This is a genomic window from Anabaena subtropica FACHB-260 (assembly GCF_014697105.1).
GTDB classification, from domain to species: domain Bacteria; phylum Cyanobacteriota; class Cyanobacteriia; order Cyanobacteriales; family Nostocaceae; genus Trichormus; species Trichormus subtropicus.
Map to the genome: position 1 here is coordinate 1 of NZ_JACJRF010000066.1, position 18743 is coordinate 18743.

The window sequence follows — 18743 nt, forward strand, 5'->3', positions numbered from 1 at the left end:
TCAAAAACCTCCTGGTATTACTACTTTGGTTCGCGGTCTTGAGCAATTTGAATCCACTTTTTTTGGCTGGAAACTCGCTCTGGGCAAACTTGTGTGTACACCGTAGCTATAAAGAGAGAGGCTTTCAATCTTCCCCCTTCCTTTATAGGGAAGGGGGTTAGGGGGTTAGGTCACAATGACTTACAAGACTGGGAAAACCTCTCCCCTGCCAGGAGAGAAGCTTTAAATCTTCCCACTTCCCCACCAGAGATGGAAGTTAGAGAGTTAAGTCTGCCCCCAACAGCCATACAACCATTTCAACCAGCAACACATACACCCTTACCGCGAAGCTTACGCAAATTAATCGCAGAAACCAATAAGGGTGATGGAGGTCAAAAAAGTACCCCGACAACTTCCACGGTAGTAAAAATCTTGACTCCTATTCCTGACAGTGTTGTAGATGTACCAGCAAGTACAGTAGCCGTGCAGTTTCCGGCTGGCAGTCAGATAGAATTGTGGGTAAATGGCGCATTGGTAGATGCTTCTTTACTGGGACGTACAGAAACTGATGCTGATACTAACTTGGTAACGCAGACATGGTATGGAGTTCCGCTTAAAGAAGGGAAAAATATTCTGGCTGCACAAATAGTAGGAGGGACAGAAGCACCTGTCACAGTGCGGGTAGTGGTCAGGGGAACAGCCAGAAAATTAACTATAGAAACTGTTGAATCTCGTGTACCGGCTGATGGACGTTCAACAGCAACAATTCGCGGTCAACTCCTCGACGACAATGGGAATCGCTCAAATCAAGATACTGTTATTACATTAATTCCGACAGTGGGAGAGTTGCTAGGAACAGACTTGCAACCAGAACAACCGGGATTTCAGGTACAAGCGAAGGGGGGGGAATTCGCCGCGATATTGCGATCGCCTCTGCAAGCCCAAACAGCCAGGATTCGGGCAGTAGCCAATGACTTAGAAGCCTTTACCCAACTAGAATTTGCCACAGCACTCCGCCCTAGTTTGGTGACTGGGGTGATAGATTTGCGTTTAGGAGCTAGAGGTACAAATTATTACGGCAGTTTCCGTGATTTCTTGCCACCTAATAGAGATAATAGAACCCAACTTGAATTTAACTCAGCCATATTTGCCACGGGTGCGATCGGTGAATGGTTGTTTACTGGCGCATACAACAGTTCTCGCAGCCTTAACGAAGATTGTAACTGTGATAATCGTTTGTTTAGGGCATACCAATTTAGTGAACAAAACTATCCTGTTTACGGCGATAGTTCTACAGTTAATGTTGTTACACCTTCAATTGATAGCCTATATCTGCGTTTTGAACGTTCTACAGAAATTCCGGGTACTGCGCCTGATTATGCCATGTGGGGTGACTACAATACAGAAGAGTTTGCCCGGTTTTCTCAACAGTTTACAGCAGTTACGCGCCAACTCCACGGCTTTAAAGCCAACTACAACTTAGGCAATCTGCAAATAACAGGTTTCTATGGCAATAATTTAGAAGCTTTCCAACGGGATACCATCCCTCCTGATGGGACTAGTGGTTTTTACTTCCTTTCTCGTCGGTTAGTCGTTCCTGGTAGCGAAAATGTCTTCATTGAGTTAGAAGAACTCAATCGTCCTGGTACAGTATTGGAGCGTAAACAGCTAAATCGTGGCCCAGACTATGAAATAGACTACGATCGCGGTACTTTAATCTTCCGCGAACCCATTCTGCGTACCGATATTGATACAACGGGACAAGTCCTAGTGCGTCGAATTGTTGTTAGCTATCAATACGACAGCGACAATGCCAATAGCAATATATATGCAGGTCGTTTGCAATATAACTTTTCCCGCACCCTCAACCAAGAGAGTTGGATAGGTGCAACTTATCTCAGAGAAAATCAAGGATTACGTGGTTTTGAACTCTATGGCGCAGATGCCATGATTTCTCTGGGTACACAAGGTAATTTGACAGCAGAATATGCCCATTCCCGTAATCATTCAGACATTATGGGGCGGGTGCGTGGCGAAGCCTACCGTTTAGAAGCGCAAGGAGAAATTTTTCAAGGTTTACAAGGTCGTGCTTATTATCGCTATGCTGATACAGGCTTTGCCAATAACGCCACCATCAGCTTTGTCCCTGGTCAAACCCGCTATGGGGCGCAATTGACAGGGAGACTTTCCCAGAATACAAATATCCGGGCGCAATACGACCACGAAGATAACTTTGGGATTGCACCCCAACCACTAGACACATTCGAGGAATTATTTTCCCCACGTTCAGAAGCCATTCCCGGTAGTCAAGTCGATAATTCCCTGACTACAATTTCGGCGGGGATACAACAACGCATAGGTAAAGCCACTATAGATGTAGATTGGATTCACCGCGATCGCCAAGACAGGATGGCGACGAACGCATTAGACAGTACATCAGACCAATTACGTTCCCGTTTCACCTATCCCCTAACCAACAACCTCACATTCCAAGCCCAAAACGAACTCACCCTATCTTCCCAAAAAGATACTGTCTACCCAGACCGCACCATCTTAGGACTAAATTGGGCTGTTGTCCCTGGTGTCAATATTAGTCTTGCCCAACAGTTTTACAATAGCGGTCAGTTAACTGGAAACTCCATCACCAGCTTAAGTGTCAACGGCGAACACAAACTCGGTTCTGATACTACCCTAACTGGTCGTTACTCCATTTTGGGTGGTGCTAACGAACTAACTACCCAAGGAGCTATAGGTTTAAATAACCGTTGGATGATTGCTCCAGGTTTGCGGCTGAATCTAGCTTACGAACACGTCTTTGGTAACTTCTTCAACCGCACCGCCGCCGGTCAACAATTTGCCCAACCCTTTGCTGTTGGTCAAAGTGCTTCCGCTATTGGCTTTAATGGCGGTGACAGCTACAGCATTGGACTGGAATACTCCGATAACCCCCAGTTTCAAGCCAGCGCCCGCTACGAACATCGGACTTCCTCAGGTGGTTCCAACACCGTCATCTCAGCCGCAGCCGTGGGGAAAATTTCCCCTGCACTCACAGCCTTGGCGCGGTATCAGCAAGCCAATTCTTCCAACCAAAAACTTACTGGACTGGGAGATACAGCCAATTTGAAACTAGGTTTAGCTTACCGCGACCCCAACAGCGATAAATTTAACGCTTTATTGCGTTATGAATATCGCCAAAATCCAGCAATTATTCCTGACACCATTCTCTTAGGTAGTGGTACTGGTTCCCAAGACCATACCTTTGCGGTAGAAGCTATTTATGCGCCCAATTGGCAATGGGAATTTTACGGTAAGTATGCGTTGCGTAACAGCACATCTTATTTAGCGAGTGATTTGGTCGGTACTAGTACGGTTAATTTGGGACAATTACGTGCTACTTATCGCTTGGGCTATAGTTGGGATTTGGTTGGTGAAGCTCGTGTCATTGGTCAATCTAGCTATACTGAAACGGGTTTTCTAGTAGAAGCCGGGTATTATTTGAGTCCCAACCTGCGTCTGGCGGCTGGCTATGTGTTTGGTAAGATTGATGACCGAGATTTTTCTGGTACTCGTTCAGGGGGAGGTCTATATTTGGGTTTGACGCTGAAATTGAACGAATTGTTCGATGGATTTGGGTTGCAAAAACCTGTACCACATCAACCGTAGAGACGTTGCATTGCAAAGTCTCTACCACCGAACAACAATACAAAATATCATTATGATTAGAAACCCAACTCATAAGAAAAAATCTAAAAAACTAACTGATATAAAAATCCTGACCGCAAGCGCTGCTTTGCTTCTGGGCATCTTAACTAATAGTATGCAACCAGTGCAAGCGGAAGGAAGCCGCAATTTATATCCTAGTTCATCCCCCGCTAATGCGCGTCGCGCTAACTTAGAATGGCGAAACGAAATTGTTGCAGGTGTAATTAGACGACGTACTCTATTGAAAGTTTATGCCACAGCAGGAGAGCATATCTTATTAGGTTCTAGTGCTGTAGGTGTGAATAATGGTGATATCTATGTCTATAACCCTGGTTTAGCAGGAGGTCAGGTAGGTAGTGAAACTTTTCCAACTACACCCAGCTTTAAATGTTATGACTCGAATAACCCAAATAGAGGGAAGATTACTACTAGAGCGCAGGAATTAGCCGGGCCAAGGAGTATTGATGGTACAGGGAATACTGGTGGATATATACCTTGTCACTATCAAGCACCAACTACCGGTATTTATGATGTCGTCATCTTTGGCCCAGCAGGATTTGATGTTAGTGGTGATGGAGGTGTGACAGGTCAAGTAAACTTAAGTGGCGACAATAACTTCAATGCTACTCAAGGGAGTAATGTGGCGGCCTGGGATGTTACGGTTCGTAATAGTACTAGTTCTACAACAAACTTAACAGGACGGTTATTTTCTTATTATTTAGCATTATTTACAAATGGGAATAATAGGCCAATTTATGCAACTGTTTACCCCGTGACGATAGATGGCTATAGATACAAAACTGACATACGTGGTTTAGATCCCAATGGATTCCTGCTTTATGGAAACGAAGTAGGTTTTTTTGATAGTGATGGTACATCAAGTCTATACCGTAATGTTGTCGGTACTAACGAACAAGTGTCTAACATTCAAGGTGGTGCATCTTTATCACGTCCACAATTTCCCACATTTTTCAATCAAGTTGATCCTAATGCTTTAGGTTTCATCAATCGTTATGATCGCTTTGGTAATTTCCAAGGTGTGGGTATTACTACTAGTCCAATTCCCCCTGTTATAAATAGTCCTAGTTTTACTGGTAATTTATCTGCTAACAATAGTAAAGTCGGTAATGGTGGTACTTTTAGCTTTACTAGCACTGTTATAGGGACATACGAAATTGTCGTCAAAGGTAGTAATAGCAACGATTTTGACCCGAAAAACCCCAAGAACAGAGTTCTAAAGGGTTACATGAACTCAGCCGGTACACAAGCGGTAAATTGGGATGGTAAAGATAACGCTGGGAATTTCTTTCCTGTAGGTAATAATTATCAATTCAACATTAGAATCAATGCCGGAGAATATCATTTTCCGGTATTAGATGCAGAAAATAACGTCTCTGGTGGGCCGACTGTCACCTTACTCAATCCTCCAGCCTCATACCCTGCTGATTTACCAGGTTTTGGCCCAACGACAGGTTTTTATGATGACCGGGTATATAAAACTAATAATGGTACGATAGTCCACACAGGAGCGACACAAGCCGACATTGATAGTGATAAACCTCTTTGCGGTGTTAACCCACCTAGCATTACATTCAGTAATCAAATTACAGGCTTTGATACCCGTACTAATCAACGTGCTTACGGGCAAAGTGGTAGTAACAACATTGGTAACACCAATGTTGTCTGTACAGGTGCATTTGGGGACACTAAAGGTTTAGATCAATGGACGTTCTTTCCTAGTAATGCAGCTAATAATTTCTTAAATATTGTCAGTCCTGATTTAACAATTAGTAAAACCCACACCCCAACTGATTTTGTCAAGGGTAGTACAGGTACTTATGTGATTAATGTACCTAATTCTGGTGGTGATGTGACTAATGGTTCTCAGGTAACGGTGACTGATACTCTACCTACAGGTATTATTCCTACAGCAGTAGTGGGTGAGGGTTGGATTTGTACAATTTCAGGACAAACTGTTAGTTGTAGTCGCAGCGATGTTTTAGCAGTGGGTAGCAGTTATCCTAATATTAATATTGATGTGCTGATTGATGCTAGTATTACAGCTACTAGTGTGACAAATACAGCCACTGTATCCGGTGGTGGTGATGGTGATAATACGAATAATACCAGTCCCCCCGATATTGCTAATATTATTACCCCCCCAGATTTGAGTATTACTAAAACCCACACGGGTAACTTTAATCAGGGGGATACAGGGCAAATTTATACTCTTATTGTTAGCAATGCTAGTGATGCAACTGCAACTGATGGTAGCACTGTGACAGTTACAGATAATGTGCCTAATGGTTTAACTCCAACTGCGGCTAGTGGTGTAGGTTGGAACTGTAGTGTTTCGGAACAAACTGTAACTTGTAGCCGCAGCGATGTACTAAATCCAGGTGCAAGTTACCCGGCGATTACCTTAACAGTGGATGTGGCTAATAATGCACCATCTACTTTAATTAACACTGCTAATGTTACTGGTGGTGGGGATATTACTCCTGGTAATAATACTGATGATGACCAGACAAATATTATTGGTAATAACAATACCCCAAACCTACTTTTGGTTAAACGCATTACTCGCATTAATCGCCAAGATTTAACTGATATTGTAGATGGGATGAGTAATGTAGCTACTACTGCTACTAATTATGTAGTAGCACCACGGGATACAGATGATAATGATGCCAAATGGCCAGTTGGGTATTTACGAGGATTAATCAATGCTGGGACTGTCAAACCAGGTGATGAGTTAGAGTACACTATTTACTTCCTTTCCAATGGTCAAAGTAATGCTACCAAAGTGCAGTTTTGTGATTTAGTACCAAATAATGTAGTTTTTATTACCACGGCTTTTAATGGTTTGAGTCCTAATGATGGTGGTTTAGCTGGTGCAGATCAAGGTATTGCGATGGCTTTAGGTTCTACTAGCCCTACGGTTTATTTTAGTAATGTAGCAGATAGCGATCGCGCCACTTTCTACCCAGCCAATGATCCTCATACACCCAGTATTTGCACTAATATCAATAATAATGGCGCTGTAGTAGTAGAGATTACCCGCAATCCTGCTTTACCTGCCTTACCCTTTGCAACTGGTAGCGGTACACCATCAGCATCTTATGGCTTCGTGCGCTTTCGAGGTCAGGTGAAGTGAAGTTTGCAGACCAGGGATAATTTCTAGCTTAACCACCACTCACGGGAGGAATTAATACTACTTCATCACCATCTTTTAAGGCTGTATCGGGTTCCACAAATATTAAATTAATCCCAAAGCGGGTGATATCACGCCATTTAGCCAGTTCTGGGTGTTCGGCTATCAGGCGATCGCATACTGCACTCACAGGTGTATCATTGGGAAATTCCCACACCAGTTCTGGTACTCCATAAGCTTCTTGATAAGCAGCAAATAATTTTATTGTGATAGTGATTGCAGAATTGGACATAATATTTTGTCCTCGGTTTTGCTGTGCGAGGATTTTGTCAAAAACTTAGATGAGAAGATAAATTTTGACCAATTTGGGTAATGATGAAAATTGGCCGCTTGATACAGCAAGTTGATTGCTTACTTTGAATTTATCTGATTTTACATACATTTAATGAAATTTATTTCATCTTAAGGTAAAATGCAACCTGAATTCAATTTTTTTCAGCACTGGTATCCTGTCTCACCCATAGAAGACTTAGACCCCAAACGACCAACCCCTGTTACTCTTTTAGGAATTCGTTTAGTGATCTGGAAGCCACAATCTTCAGAGGGTTTTCGGATATTTATTGATCAATGTCCTCACCGTCTTGCACCCTTAAGTGAAGGTCGTGTTGATGATAAAACGGGCAACTTAATGTGCAGTTATCACGGCTGGCAATTTGATACTGAGGGTGTATGTACCCAGATTCCTCAAGCCGAGAATCCAGAAATAGTGACCAAAAACCAAAAAAATTTTTGTGTTACTTCTTTACCTGTACGCCAAGAGAACGATTTACTCTGGGTTTGGCCTGATGTTAACTCCCAGGATTTAGCTGATCAAACACCATTACCTCTGTCACCACAAGTAGACGCTAGCAAAGGTTTTGTGTGGAGTTCTTTTGTGCGCGATTTAGAATACGACTGGCAAACCCTAGTTGAAAATGTGGCAGATCCTAGTCACGTTCCCTTTGCTCATCATGGAGTGCAGGGTAATCGAGAACAGGCCAGGGCCATACCGATTAGTATTATGCAATCAACGCCAGGTTTGATTGAAGTTATGGCCGATGGGCGCTTCAAAGCTAAGATTACTTTTGAACCGCCTTGTCGTTTAGAGTATGCGATTAATTTTGGTGATGCTGGAAAACAAGTAGGACTCGTTACTTATTGCCTTCCTGTCTCTCCTGGCAAATCAAGAATCGTAGCTCAGTTTCCTCGCAATTTTGCTAAGACTATTTATCGCTTTACACCCCGATGGTGGAATCACATCACAACTCGTAATTTAGTACTTGACGGAGATATGATTCTGCTCAATCAGCAAGAGCATTTTCTCCAACAAAGACAATCATTTGCCAGTTGGAAAACAGCTTATAAACTGCCCACAAGTGCCGATCGCCTGGTAATTGAATTTCGTAAGTGGTTTGATCAATACTGTGAAGGGCGATTACCTTGGAAAGAAGTGGGAATCCCAATTCCTGAATCTTGCACAATCAACGACAGTCGGAATGCTTTGTTAGACCGCTACAAACAACACACCCAGCATTGCAGTAGCTGTCGTAATGCGCTAAAAAATATCAAACGATTACAACTGATACTGTTAGGCTATTTCGCCCTTATTATTTCCGGGGTTGCCGTTTTACCAGACTCCTTACGAGTCCAACTAGGTTTACCTTTAATAATTACAGCAATCTTAGGATTGGGACTTTACACTTGGCTAAAATTGTGGCTGGTTCCGAAATTTTACTTTGTAGATTATATCCACGCTGAAAAATAAGAACCGGTTGACTATTGACTATTGACTAAAATATCTGCTCCAATTTTTGGAAGTCGCGCTGGACTTCTTCCCATAGGGCTTTGTTATGGGGGTCAGTTTTTAAAGCTTTTTTGAGATAAACTCTGGCTTTGAGGAGTTGATTTTCATTAATGAGAGCGCGTCCCCAAATTTGATAGGCGATCGCTTGCCATTGACGTACTTCTGCGTCTTTGGGTAAACGGGCGGCTAAAGCTTCTGCTAAGGCGATCGCCTGGGGAAATCGCCTTTCCCTGAGAAACCGTTGCAGTTGTTCGTAAGTTTTCCACTTTAAACGTTGTTCGATTTCTGCAATATTCGGCGGTTTTGATGTGGGCGGCTTTTCTTGTGTAACGGTAGCTGTAGGTGCTTTTTCTTGGCGGGTGGCTTGAGTATTTTCACTATTAACTGTAGTTGTCTGTTTAGGTTTTTGGGCTGTTTCTTCTGGTGGTACTACAGTCAGCAGGAATCTGTAAGCTTCAGTCAAGGCAATAAACTTATCTTGGGCTTTTGTATCACTAGGGTTGATATCAGGATGATATTGCTGCGCCAGCCGTCGGTAAGAGGCTTTAATATCAGCAAATGAGGCTCCCGACCTTAAACCCAATAAACGGTAGCAATCTCCGAGATCCATTTTGATCTACTTATTTTTCTAATATTCAGCCATCAGCCATGAGCTTTTTGCTGAAAGTTTTAATAATAAACAATAATCTTATAGTTTATAGTCCACATTTGACAGTCTTTGTAGGAATGGGGCATGGGGATTGGGTAATTCGTAATTTACCCTCTGCTTCCCCTAATCCCCACTCCCCAGTTCTAGATGCGTTCTTCAATCACACGGTCAATCAAACCGTATTCCTTCGCTTCTTGAGCCGACATGAAAAAGTCCCGATCCATGTCTTTTTCAATTTTGGCTAGGGGTTGATTAGTGTTGTTGGCATAAATTTGATTTAGCTGGTGACGAATCCGGATAATTTCTCTGGCTTCGATTTCGATATCGGTGGCTTGTCCACGGGTTCCACCGGAGGGTTGGTGAATCATAATCCGTGAGTGGGGTAGTGCTAGGCGTTTGCCTTTGGTACCAGCCGCCAACAAGAAAGAACCCATCGAAGCTGCTAAACCTACACAAATTGTCACCACATCTGATTTGATATGTTGCATTGTGTCATAAATTGCCAAGCCGGATGTTACCATCCCACCGGGGGAATTGATGTATAAGTAAATATCTTTACCTGGGTCGTCTGAATCCAGGTACAACATGACGGCGATGATTTGGTTAGCAATTTCATCATCTACATCGCGTCCCAGGAAAATAATCCGTTCCCGGTAGAGGCGATCGTAGATGCTAATCCAATCCGTAAACTGGCCGCCTGGCATCCGGTAGGGAACTTTAGGAACTCCTATAGGCATTTTTTTGACTCCGTTTGTAATTAGTTATTAGTCCATAGTCCGTAGTCCTTAGCCCAAAACATTTAATTGTTTGTTAGCTATTGACTGTTGACTATTGACTGTTGACTCTTTAAAGGACACTTGCTGGTAATGGCGGATTGGCAAGTTCTTCTTTTTCAAAAACTCTGTCAATCAAACCGTAATCCTTGGCTTGGTAAGGAGTCATGTAGAGAAGACGATCCATGTCTTTGGTGATTTTTTCTGGTGGCTGTCCGGTGGTGCGAGCGAAAATATCAACCATTGAACCTTTGTTTACCAGAACTTCCTTCGCTCGAATTTGAATATCCGTTGCTTGACCTTGGGCGTAGCTCTTGGGTTGGTGCAGGATAATTGAAGAGTTGGGTAAACTAGCGCGACAACCTTTTGTCCCAGCACTCAGTAACATTGCTGCCATACCCATTGCAGAACCGATGCAAATGGTGTGAATTGGAGGCTTGATGTATTTCATAGTGTCATAAATGGCGAAGGCTTCGGTTTCAAAGCCGATGGGTTCACCACTATAACCGGAAGTGCCAGTGGAGTTTATATAGATTTTAATTGGTTTTTCGGGGTCGTCAGACTGTAAATACAATAGTTGAGCAACTATCAATTCCGTAACAGCAGGAACCAGTGGCATCCCCAGATAGACAATTCGTTCCTTTAGCAATAGGGAGGGTAAATCTGGCGGCGGTGTCCTGTAGGAGTTGTCGCCGTAGTAAGGGGCTTGAACAGCCTTGATGGGGGAAATGTCCATAGCAACTGATCGCCTGATATTGTGCCGTTAACTGTAATACATCCTAGCGCGATGCCAGTTCTGTTCAAGTGCGGTTTTCTCGCTAATTGAAGGTGACAGAGCATCTGCCAATAAATGGCTCCTAAGATATTCTGAGTATATTATCTGAAATATATTAATGAATTGACTTTAATTAAGTTTTCCGTAGCGCTAGTGTAGCGTTTTGGAGTTATTCATGAATGTATATATCCTAACTAGGAACTATGGGTTATGAAAGTTAATTTGCAGCCTGTCCTCAATGATGCCAATTTGGACGCGCAACAGCCAAGTAGCCAGCGTCAGTTGGCAATTTCGATTTCGGCTAGTGCTGAACCTCAAGACCGCACTGTACCGCTTAATTTATGCCTGATTCTCGACCATAGTGGCTCGATGAATGGGCGACCGCTAGAAATTGTCAAACAAGCAGCCATCCGTTTAGTTGACCGTCTCAAAGCAGGCGATCGCCTGAGTGTGGTAGCTTTTGATCACCGTGCTAAGGTTTTAGTCCCCAATCAAGTCATCGACAACCCAGAACAAGTCAAAAAACAAATTAGCCGACTGGCGGCTGATGGTGGAACAGCTATTGATGAAGGTTTACGCTTGGGGATTGAGGAGTTAGCCAAGGGAAAGAAAGAAACCATTTCTCAAGCTTTTTTGTTAACCGATGGGGAAAACGAACACGGTGATAACAATCGCTGCTTGAAATTTGCCGAGCTGGCTGCTGGTTATAACTTGACTTTGAATACTCTGGGATTTGGCGATAACTGGAACCAAGATGTTTTAGAAAAAATTGCGGATGCTGGCTTGGGTAGTTTGTCTTATATCCAAAAACCCGAACAAGCGGTAGATGAGTTTGGTCGTCTGTTCAGCCGGATTCAAACGGTGGGTTTAAATAATGCTTATTTACTCCTGTCTCTTGCACCTAACGTCCGCCTCGCAGAACTTAAACCCATAGCCCAAGTAGCCCCAGACACAATTGAGTTACCCGTACAGCAAGAAACAGATGGCCGTTTTGCTGTTCGCTTGGGAGATTTGATGAAGGATGTAGAAAGGGTGATTTTGACTAATATTTATCTGGGACAGTTGCCAGGAGGTAAACAACCAATTGCCAATGTCCAAGTCCGTTATGATAGCCCAGGACAAGATCAAGTCGGGTTATTCACACCCAATATCCCTGTATATGCCAATGTTCTTAGGGACTACCAACCAGACATCAATTCCCAGGTGCAGCAGTCGATTTTGGCATTAGCCAAGTATCGGCAAACTCAGCTCGCAGAAGCAAAATTACAACAAGGCGATCGCGTGGGTGCGGCTACTATGTTACAAACTGCTGCTAAAACTGCCCTACAAATGGGTGATACAGGTGCAGCGACAGTTTTGCAAACCTCTGCGACTCAACTACAGGCTGGGCAAGATTTATCAGAAAGCGATCGCAAGAAAACCCGGATTGTCTCCAAAACCGTCTTGCAAGATAACTCTCCTAAATGAAAGTTCAATTACTCTCAGCGTTAAGTGATACAAATATTGATGCCACTCAATTAAGCAGTCAGCGTCAATTGGCAATTTCCATTTCTGCGTTGGCAACGCCCGCCGTAGGCATCGCCGAGCAGTTTGAGCAAAATTTACCGCTTAATTTATGCTTGATTCTGGATCAAAGTGGTTCCATGCACGGTAAACCATTGAAAACGGTGATTGAGGCTGTAGAGAAATTAATAGATAGGCTACAGCCAGGAGATCGGATTTCAGTTGTAGCTTTTGCGGGTTCTGCGACAGTCATTATTCCCAATCAAGTAGTCGAAGACCCCGAAAGCATTAAAACTCAAATTAGAAAGCGACTGAAAGCTAGTGGCGGTACAGTTATTGCTGAGGGTTTGCAACAGGGAATTACAGAACTGATGAAGGGGACAAGAGGTGCTGTTTCCCAAGCGTTTCTCTTGACTGATGGCCACGGTGAAAATGGGATCAAAATTTGGAAATGGGAACTTGGCTCAGATGACTACAGGCGGTGTCTAGAATTTGCCCAGAAGGCGACGAAAATTAACCTAACTATCAATACTCTGGGATTTGGTAACAGTTGGAATCAGGATTTGTTAGAAAAAATAGCTGATGCTGGAGGCGGTACTCTGACTTACCTTGAGCGTCCAGAACAAGCTGTACATCAATTTAATCGCCTGTTTACACGGGTGCAGTCAGTGGGTTTAACTAACGCTTACCTCATGCTGTCTCTCGCGCCTAATGTCCGACTGGCAGAACTTAGACCCATTGCCCAAGTTGCCCCTGATATTATTGAGTTACCAGTAGAACCTGAAACAGACGGAAGTTTTGTTGTTCGTATTGGGGATTTGATGAAAAATGTTAACCGGGTGGTTTTGGCAAATCTTTACCTGGGAAAGTTACCCGAAGGACAACAGGTAATTGGTAATGTGCAGGTTCGCTATGATAACCCTGGTTTGAATGAAGAGGGTTTACTTTCACAGATTTGGCCAATGTATGCAAATGTGATGCAGGCGTATCAGGCAGATTTCGATCCTCAGGTACATCAGTGTATTTTGACATTGGCTAAGTATCGCCAAACTCAATTAGCTGAGACAAAATTACAACAAGGCGATCGCTCTGGTGCGGCAACAATGTTACAAACAGCCGCCAAAACAGCTTTACAAATCGGCGATCGCAATGCAGCTACGGTTTTACAAACTTCTGCTACCCGCCTGCAAGCTGGGGAAAAACTTTCAGATGCAGATTTAAAGAAAACGCGGATTGTTTCTAAAACGATTTTGCAGGAATAGTAAAAATATAGCATTGCTGATTTTATAGTATAAAAGTTTCGCATCAAGACGGTCAGTAGTAATACCCAAACATACGATAATCTATTTAAGTATTTTTTGATTTCAAGTCTCCTGCATGAACAAGCTGTTAAAAAATCAACTTCTTTTGTTCATTTTTGGTGCAACTGCCACAAGTTTAATCGGCTATTTAATTAACCAATTACCTTCAATTCCCGATTTCCGGCATAAAAATTTATTAATTATTGGTGCTGTAATTCTTGTGACGCTGTTAATAGCGTGGGGAACTTATCAACAGTCACAGCAACAACCAGGAGACGCACCAGCACAAATTGACCCGACATTAAGACCTAGACTACTGGAAGCAGAAGCAACAAAAGTGAAAAAGCGATTAAACGATTCGCTTCTTTTTTCGCTGATGATTGAACTAGACCAACAAGAGCAACCGGAAAAAGTCGGACGAAACCCACTGCAACCTTTGTATACAATCGCCACAAATCAGCATACAAGTCCACCCCAGCAAATTAATCGCCTGGTGGAAGTGTTACAGCGACCAGACATCAGTAGCAGATTATTAATTTTAGGACAGCCGGGAGGAGGGAAAACCACGACACTGCTAAATTTGGCAGAAGAATTATTAGAAACAGCAAAGCAAAATGATCAAGCCCCAATGCCTTTGATCTTTGAACTTTCGGCATGGCGGGATGATAGTGTTAATATTTTGGACTGGTTAATTATTCAACTCAAGGAAGAATATAATCTAGCACCTGGAATCAGTCGGTTTTGGTTAGAACGAGGTGATATTTTACCGTTGTTGGATGGGTTGGATGAGTTAGGGTTGGAGCGACAAAAAAAGTGCATCAAAGCAATTAATCAATATTTGAGTGAAGATGCAAAGCGGGATTTAGTTGTTTGCTGTCGGGAAGAGGAATATATTGCAGGAGAGGAACAGCTTACACAGTTACATGGGGCAATTTGTTTACAGCCGTTGTCAGATAGACAGATTCAAGATTATGTAAATGATTTGCGTAGACTTCATGTGTGGCAAGAAATCCAGAGAAACCCAGAATTTTTGGAATTAGCCAGGACACCATTATTACTATCGATGATGGTAGTTGCCTATCAAGGAAGGGCAATACAGACAAAGCAAGATTTATTTGATGCCTATATCGAGCGTAGGTTTAATTTGCTGCCTGTAGGGAAGGGAGAACCACCGCGAAAGAAAATTCTGCATTTTTTGGTGTTTTTAGCCAAGCGATTGCGAGGTACGCAGACGGAGTTTTTGATTGAGAATATGCAACCATCTTGGTTACAAAATCGTCTGAAAATCGGGCTATATCCGATATTTTTTATTCTGATAAGTGGACTTATGGGGCTGCTTTTTGGATTGTTTATGGGGCTGCTTTTTGGAGTAACTATGAGTATTTTTATGTTTCTGGATGAGGATGAGATTGAATTAGTTGAACCAGTGCATTTATCAGTAAAACGACTAGGAATTAAAACTACTTTCAATAATATTATTTATTCTGGGATGTTTTTTGGAATGTTTTTGGGGCTGTTTGGCTTGTTGGTTAATGGGCTAATTGGCCTGTTGATTGGCTGGGTGATTGGTGCGTTGATATTTGCACCGTTTTCACTGATTTATAGACTAGAATCACAATTAAAAACTAAACCTCGACCCAATCAAGGTATTTGGGCATCGTTGAAGAATGCTCTTTTACTTACAGTTATAGTTAATATTTTCTTTTTCTCTAACCAAATTTGGCTAAAATCCTTTTTGCTTAACTTCCTTCAACCTGCTGATGTTAATGGAATTGTGTTTGTTTCACAAACTTTTACGTCGGCGGCTGCATTTTTCTTAGGTGGTGGACTAGCCTGCATACAGCACTTTTGTCTACGTTTCGTACTTTGGCGCAGTGGCTGCATTCCCTGGAACTATGCCCAATTTCTCAACCATGCAGCACAACGTCGCCTAATTCAACAAGTCGGTGGTCGTTATCGGTTTATCCATCGTTTGTTACTCGACCACTTCGCCAATATGCCTTTATCATAGTTTTACTCCTATTTCTCACAAACATTAGGGGCGAGTTAAGTAGGTAAGCATAATTAAACTGACTCAGAGAGATTGGATATCGACTACACTCAACCCTCGTTAATAAGCGGTTTGAGGGTTGAACGTAGCCGAAACCTTTTTTATAGAAAAACAGAAGTGAAAAATTTGGATTGAGCAACGTGTTCAGCCTTAGTTTACAATGTTTGGTTCATGGTTTTAAAACCTTGCCGAACTTTAATATTTAACCAACGAGCCAGCAGAGAGATATTGAAATGAAAACCATTGGTATTCATCATGTAGCTATTATTTGTTCTGACTATGAACGCTCGAAAAAATTTTATGTAGAAGTGCTAGGATTAGGAATTATTCAAGAAACTTTTCGTGCTGCCCGCAATTCTTATAAGTTAGATTTAAGGATTAACCAAAATATTCAAATTGAATTGTTTTCTTTTCCTAACCCGCCCCAAAGACCAAGTACTCCAGAAGCTTGTGGTTTAAGACATTTAGCTTTCGCTGTTGAAAGTATAGAAGAGTCTATTGCTTATTTGGAATCTCATGATGTAGAGGTAGAAAATATTAGAATCGATGAGATTACAGGCAAGAAATTCACTTTCTTTAAAGACCCGGACAATTTGCCTTTAGAAATTTATGAGTATTAATAGAGGTTACGTATCCGTTTTTGATTTTGATATTAAAATAGAGTTGGGAAAGGTAGAATTTACTAGATTAGGAAGTTCTATGATGACTTTACAAGAAATTATTAATTCTATTAAAAGTTTGCCCACAGAAGATCAAGAGTATTTATTTGAGTTTCTCCGCCAGCAACGAATTGAGAATCGGCGGGTTGAAATTTTGGCTAATACTCAGGAAGTAATGCAGGCTTTTAAAGATGGGACAGCAAAGAGAGGAAACGTTGATGATTTGATCGCTGATTTACTAGGAGACGATGATGGAAGTTGTCTGGAGTAGTGGATTTAAGCGCTCTTTTAAGAAAATTATCAAGAAAAACCCACAATTAAAGGATCAGATCGTTAAGGTATTAAGGCTTTTGGCAGACGACCCATTTACACCTTCTTTAAAGTCTCATAAGTTAACAGGAGATTTAGTGGGTTTGTGGTCGTGTTCTGTTACTTATGATTGTAGAATTATATTTACTTTTTCTGAGGATGAAAATTTGTTAGAAATGGTTATTTTATTGATTGATATTGGTAGCCATGATGAAGTTTATTAAATGATTAATTCTGTTCTAATTTTGATGTAATGATTTCTGTAGGGCGTAAAACTTTCTCACCCATGAGAAAACCTTGACGAACAATTTTTGTAATTGTTTGATCTTCTACGTCATTTCTAATTTCCCGGTCTACTACTCGGCAGAAATTAAAATCGGGTTGGTTACTCTGCAATTCTATAGGCAAAACTTGGCGCTTGCTGAGTACACTGAGAAATTTACGATGGACTGCGCCTACATTCTTGGGTAAGCTTTGGGTAAATTCTGGGCTGGGGTCTGGGTTGTTTTCTAGGTAGTTCAGTAAGGCTTCGAGTGCGTCGGTAACTTCTAACAGTTCTAAGAATAAATCTTCTGTATTGGCTGCGGCTTGAGTTTGTTGTTCTCGCAAGGACTGCTGGAGTAAGGTGTTTTGCTTTTGTAAACTGCTAAATTCTTGTATTAACCAGTCCCGTTGTTCTTGAGTGAGAAGAAAGCGGTTTTCGATGAATGGAATTACATCTTGGGAAGATGGGGATATTTCCGGCTTTACACCAAGGAGTTTGGATTTTAGCCAATTGGTAACTTGCAGATAAATTGAGGGCGAGTCAGACACGGGACATCTCTTTTGATAACATCGGTAAGGTTTTGTTTGCCCAAGCTTGCACTTGGGGATGGGGATGATTGACTAACATTTGGCAGAGGGCTGTGGCTCTTTGTAATTGTCCACCGAGCTGATAAGCTCTAATTAAGCATATCTGGGCTTGTATATAAGCTTGAGTATGGCGGTCTGTACAAATGTGGCAGTAGTCTTCTAAATATTTTATGGCTTTGGGGTAACGTCCCTCCGCTTAAGAGTTCTAATAAGGATATGGTTAAGGGTTGTCTCTCTTGGCTTTCTTCTTGGGTTGCTTGAGCGATCGCTTGATCTAATCCATCAAATTCTGGCAATATAACTAAAGTTGGGGCAGATTCTGCTAAGGCTGATAAGTCACTATATTTGAAACGTTTGATGGGTGGCAATATAGGACGTAAATAGTCAGCCGCATTAATCGCTACTTGCAAATCTTGACTCAGCTTTTGTCATCTTTCCTGCTGTAGTTCGGTAATGAGAAAGCCGCAGATTTGGACGATGCGATCGCATTCATTTCTTCGCTAATCGCTTAATGGAAACAATCACATTTTTTGAATCAGCCCGCAACTGATTGTAAGCCTGATTTCCCACCAACAAATTTATCCTGTTCATAGGCTACAAGCGATCGCGTTAATTTTCTATCTGGGGGTGTGTTGTCATTAGCTGTCACCACCTCTACTTCGGCTAACTTAAAAGCACCAACACAATTAGTTCCAAATCAATTCCGATTGCCTTACTCGTGCTGACCCAAGAATTTTTTGTATAAATTGTTGAGGCAACCAAGCTTATACACAAGTAAAACCCATGTTTATTCAGGGTTTTCATGGATTACTTAGACTTGGTTCACCCAATGTTATACAAACTACTCAAAAATCAAACTCAGCAAAACTACTGCCTAATAAACCGCTTAACAAAAGTTTATAAACACTTATTATTAAGTACCAAGTCATTGTTTTTGAATTTTGGATTTTGAATTCACCGGAGGGGTTGACCTGCGAGTATACCAGTATGCCCAAGCGATCAAAACTGCCTGAAATGGTAATCTTGCCAAATAAAGTAATTGATTATGAGGGATTCCATCAATTTGAATATTGTGCAGAGTCATATAAGAGCTGATTCGTAAAGTAAATATTAAATAGACAATCGCCTAACCATGAGACGAAGTAAGGAACCATAAATCATGGCTTCACTTACCTCTGAATACACTTCATAATC

Annotated in this window: 15 protein-coding genes; 9 read left to right on the forward strand and 6 right to left on the reverse strand. The window is 41.9% G+C overall.

What is annotated here, in order from left to right; translation table 11 throughout:
• Positions 1-93: 93 nt before the first annotated feature.
• Both H6G18_RS23070 and H6G18_RS23075 read left to right on the forward strand, forming a co-directional pair.
• A complete protein-coding gene (locus tag H6G18_RS23070; protein ID WP_313954454.1) occupies positions 94-3642 on the forward strand; it encodes a TonB-dependent receptor in 3549 nt (1182 codons plus the stop codon).
• A 154-nt stretch (positions 3643-3796) separates the two neighbouring features.
• Entirely contained in the window at positions 3797-6838 is a 3042-nt protein-coding gene (locus tag H6G18_RS23075) for a DUF11 domain-containing protein (protein ID WP_242040448.1), read from the forward strand.
• A 28-nt stretch (positions 6839-6866) separates the two neighbouring features.
• Here H6G18_RS23075 and H6G18_RS23080 read toward each other — a convergent pair whose 3' ends face one another.
• On the reverse strand, positions 6867-7127 hold the full coding sequence (locus H6G18_RS23080) for a MoaD/ThiS family protein (protein ID WP_190409429.1): 261 nt from the start codon (positions 7125-7127) through the stop codon (positions 6867-6869).
• Between the two features lie 180 nt (positions 7128-7307).
• Between H6G18_RS23080 and H6G18_RS23085 the strand changes: the two genes are divergently transcribed.
• On the forward strand, positions 7308-8639 hold the full coding sequence (locus H6G18_RS23085) for an aromatic ring-hydroxylating dioxygenase subunit alpha (protein WP_190409430.1): 1332 nt from the start codon (positions 7308-7310) through the stop codon (positions 8637-8639).
• Between the two features lie 25 nt (positions 8640-8664).
• On the opposite strand, the gene H6G18_RS23090 is transcribed toward H6G18_RS23085, so the two are convergent.
• The 3 genes from H6G18_RS23090 to H6G18_RS23100 form a co-directional block, all read right to left on the reverse strand.
• Positions 8665-9288, reverse strand: a complete 624-nt coding sequence (locus H6G18_RS23090; RefSeq protein ID WP_190409431.1) for a J domain-containing protein — start codon at positions 9286-9288, stop codon at positions 8665-8667.
• 182 nt (positions 9289-9470) lie between these two features.
• Positions 9471-10064, reverse strand: a complete 594-nt coding sequence (locus H6G18_RS23095; RefSeq protein ID WP_190409432.1) for an ATP-dependent Clp protease proteolytic subunit — start codon at positions 10062-10064, stop codon at positions 9471-9473.
• A 109-nt stretch (positions 10065-10173) separates the two neighbouring features.
• The gene (locus H6G18_RS23100; protein WP_190409433.1) at positions 10174-10836 is read right to left on the reverse strand and encodes an ATP-dependent Clp protease proteolytic subunit; all 663 of its coding nucleotides are present in this window, start codon (positions 10834-10836) and stop codon (positions 10174-10176) included.
• 249 nt (positions 10837-11085) lie between these two features.
• On the opposite strand from H6G18_RS23100, the gene H6G18_RS23105 reads away from it, so the two are divergent.
• The 6 genes from H6G18_RS23105 to H6G18_RS23130 all read left to right on the forward strand — a co-directional run bounded on the left by H6G18_RS23105 (position 11086) and on the right by H6G18_RS23130 (position 16921).
• Positions 11086-12342, forward strand: coding sequence for a vWA domain-containing protein (locus tag H6G18_RS23105; protein WP_190409434.1), 1257 nt, complete (start codon positions 11086-11088; stop codon positions 12340-12342).
• A complete protein-coding gene (locus H6G18_RS23110) occupies positions 12339-13640 on the forward strand; it encodes a vWA domain-containing protein (RefSeq protein WP_190409435.1) in 1302 nt (433 codons plus the stop codon). The genes H6G18_RS23105 and H6G18_RS23110 overlap by 4 nt, the downstream gene beginning before the upstream one ends.
• 115 nt (positions 13641-13755) lie before the next feature.
• Positions 13756-15690 carry an NACHT domain-containing protein gene (locus H6G18_RS23115; RefSeq protein ID WP_190409436.1) on the forward strand — a complete coding sequence of 645 codons (1935 nt, stop codon included), beginning with the start codon at positions 13756-13758 and terminating at the stop codon, positions 15688-15690.
• Positions 15691-15962: 272 nt separating this feature from the next.
• Entirely contained in the window at positions 15963-16349 is a 387-nt protein-coding gene (gene gloA2, locus H6G18_RS23120) for an SMU1112c/YaeR family gloxylase I-like metalloprotein (protein WP_190409437.1), read from the forward strand.
• A gap of 79 nt (positions 16350-16428) precedes the next feature.
• Positions 16429-16659, forward strand: a complete 231-nt coding sequence (locus tag H6G18_RS23125; RefSeq protein WP_190409438.1) for a hypothetical protein — start codon at positions 16429-16431, stop codon at positions 16657-16659.
• The gene (locus H6G18_RS23130; protein ID WP_190409440.1) at positions 16640-16921 is read left to right on the forward strand and encodes a type II toxin-antitoxin system RelE/ParE family toxin; all 282 of its coding nucleotides are present in this window, start codon (positions 16640-16642) and stop codon (positions 16919-16921) included. The genes H6G18_RS23125 and H6G18_RS23130 overlap by 20 nt, the downstream gene beginning before the upstream one ends.
• Positions 16922-16925: 4 nt before the next feature.
• Here the strand turns inward: H6G18_RS23130 and H6G18_RS23135 are convergent, their stop codons facing one another.
• Both H6G18_RS23135 and H6G18_RS23140 read right to left on the reverse strand, forming a co-directional pair.
• On the reverse strand, positions 16926-17510 hold the full coding sequence (locus H6G18_RS23135; RefSeq protein ID WP_190409439.1) for a nucleotide exchange factor GrpE: 585 nt from the start codon (positions 17508-17510) through the stop codon (positions 16926-16928).
• Positions 17511-17638: 128 nt separating this feature from the next.
• On the reverse strand, positions 17639-17959 hold the full coding sequence (locus H6G18_RS23140) for a hypothetical protein (protein ID WP_242040450.1): 321 nt from the start codon (positions 17957-17959) through the stop codon (positions 17639-17641).
• Positions 17960-18743 lie beyond the last annotated feature (784 nt).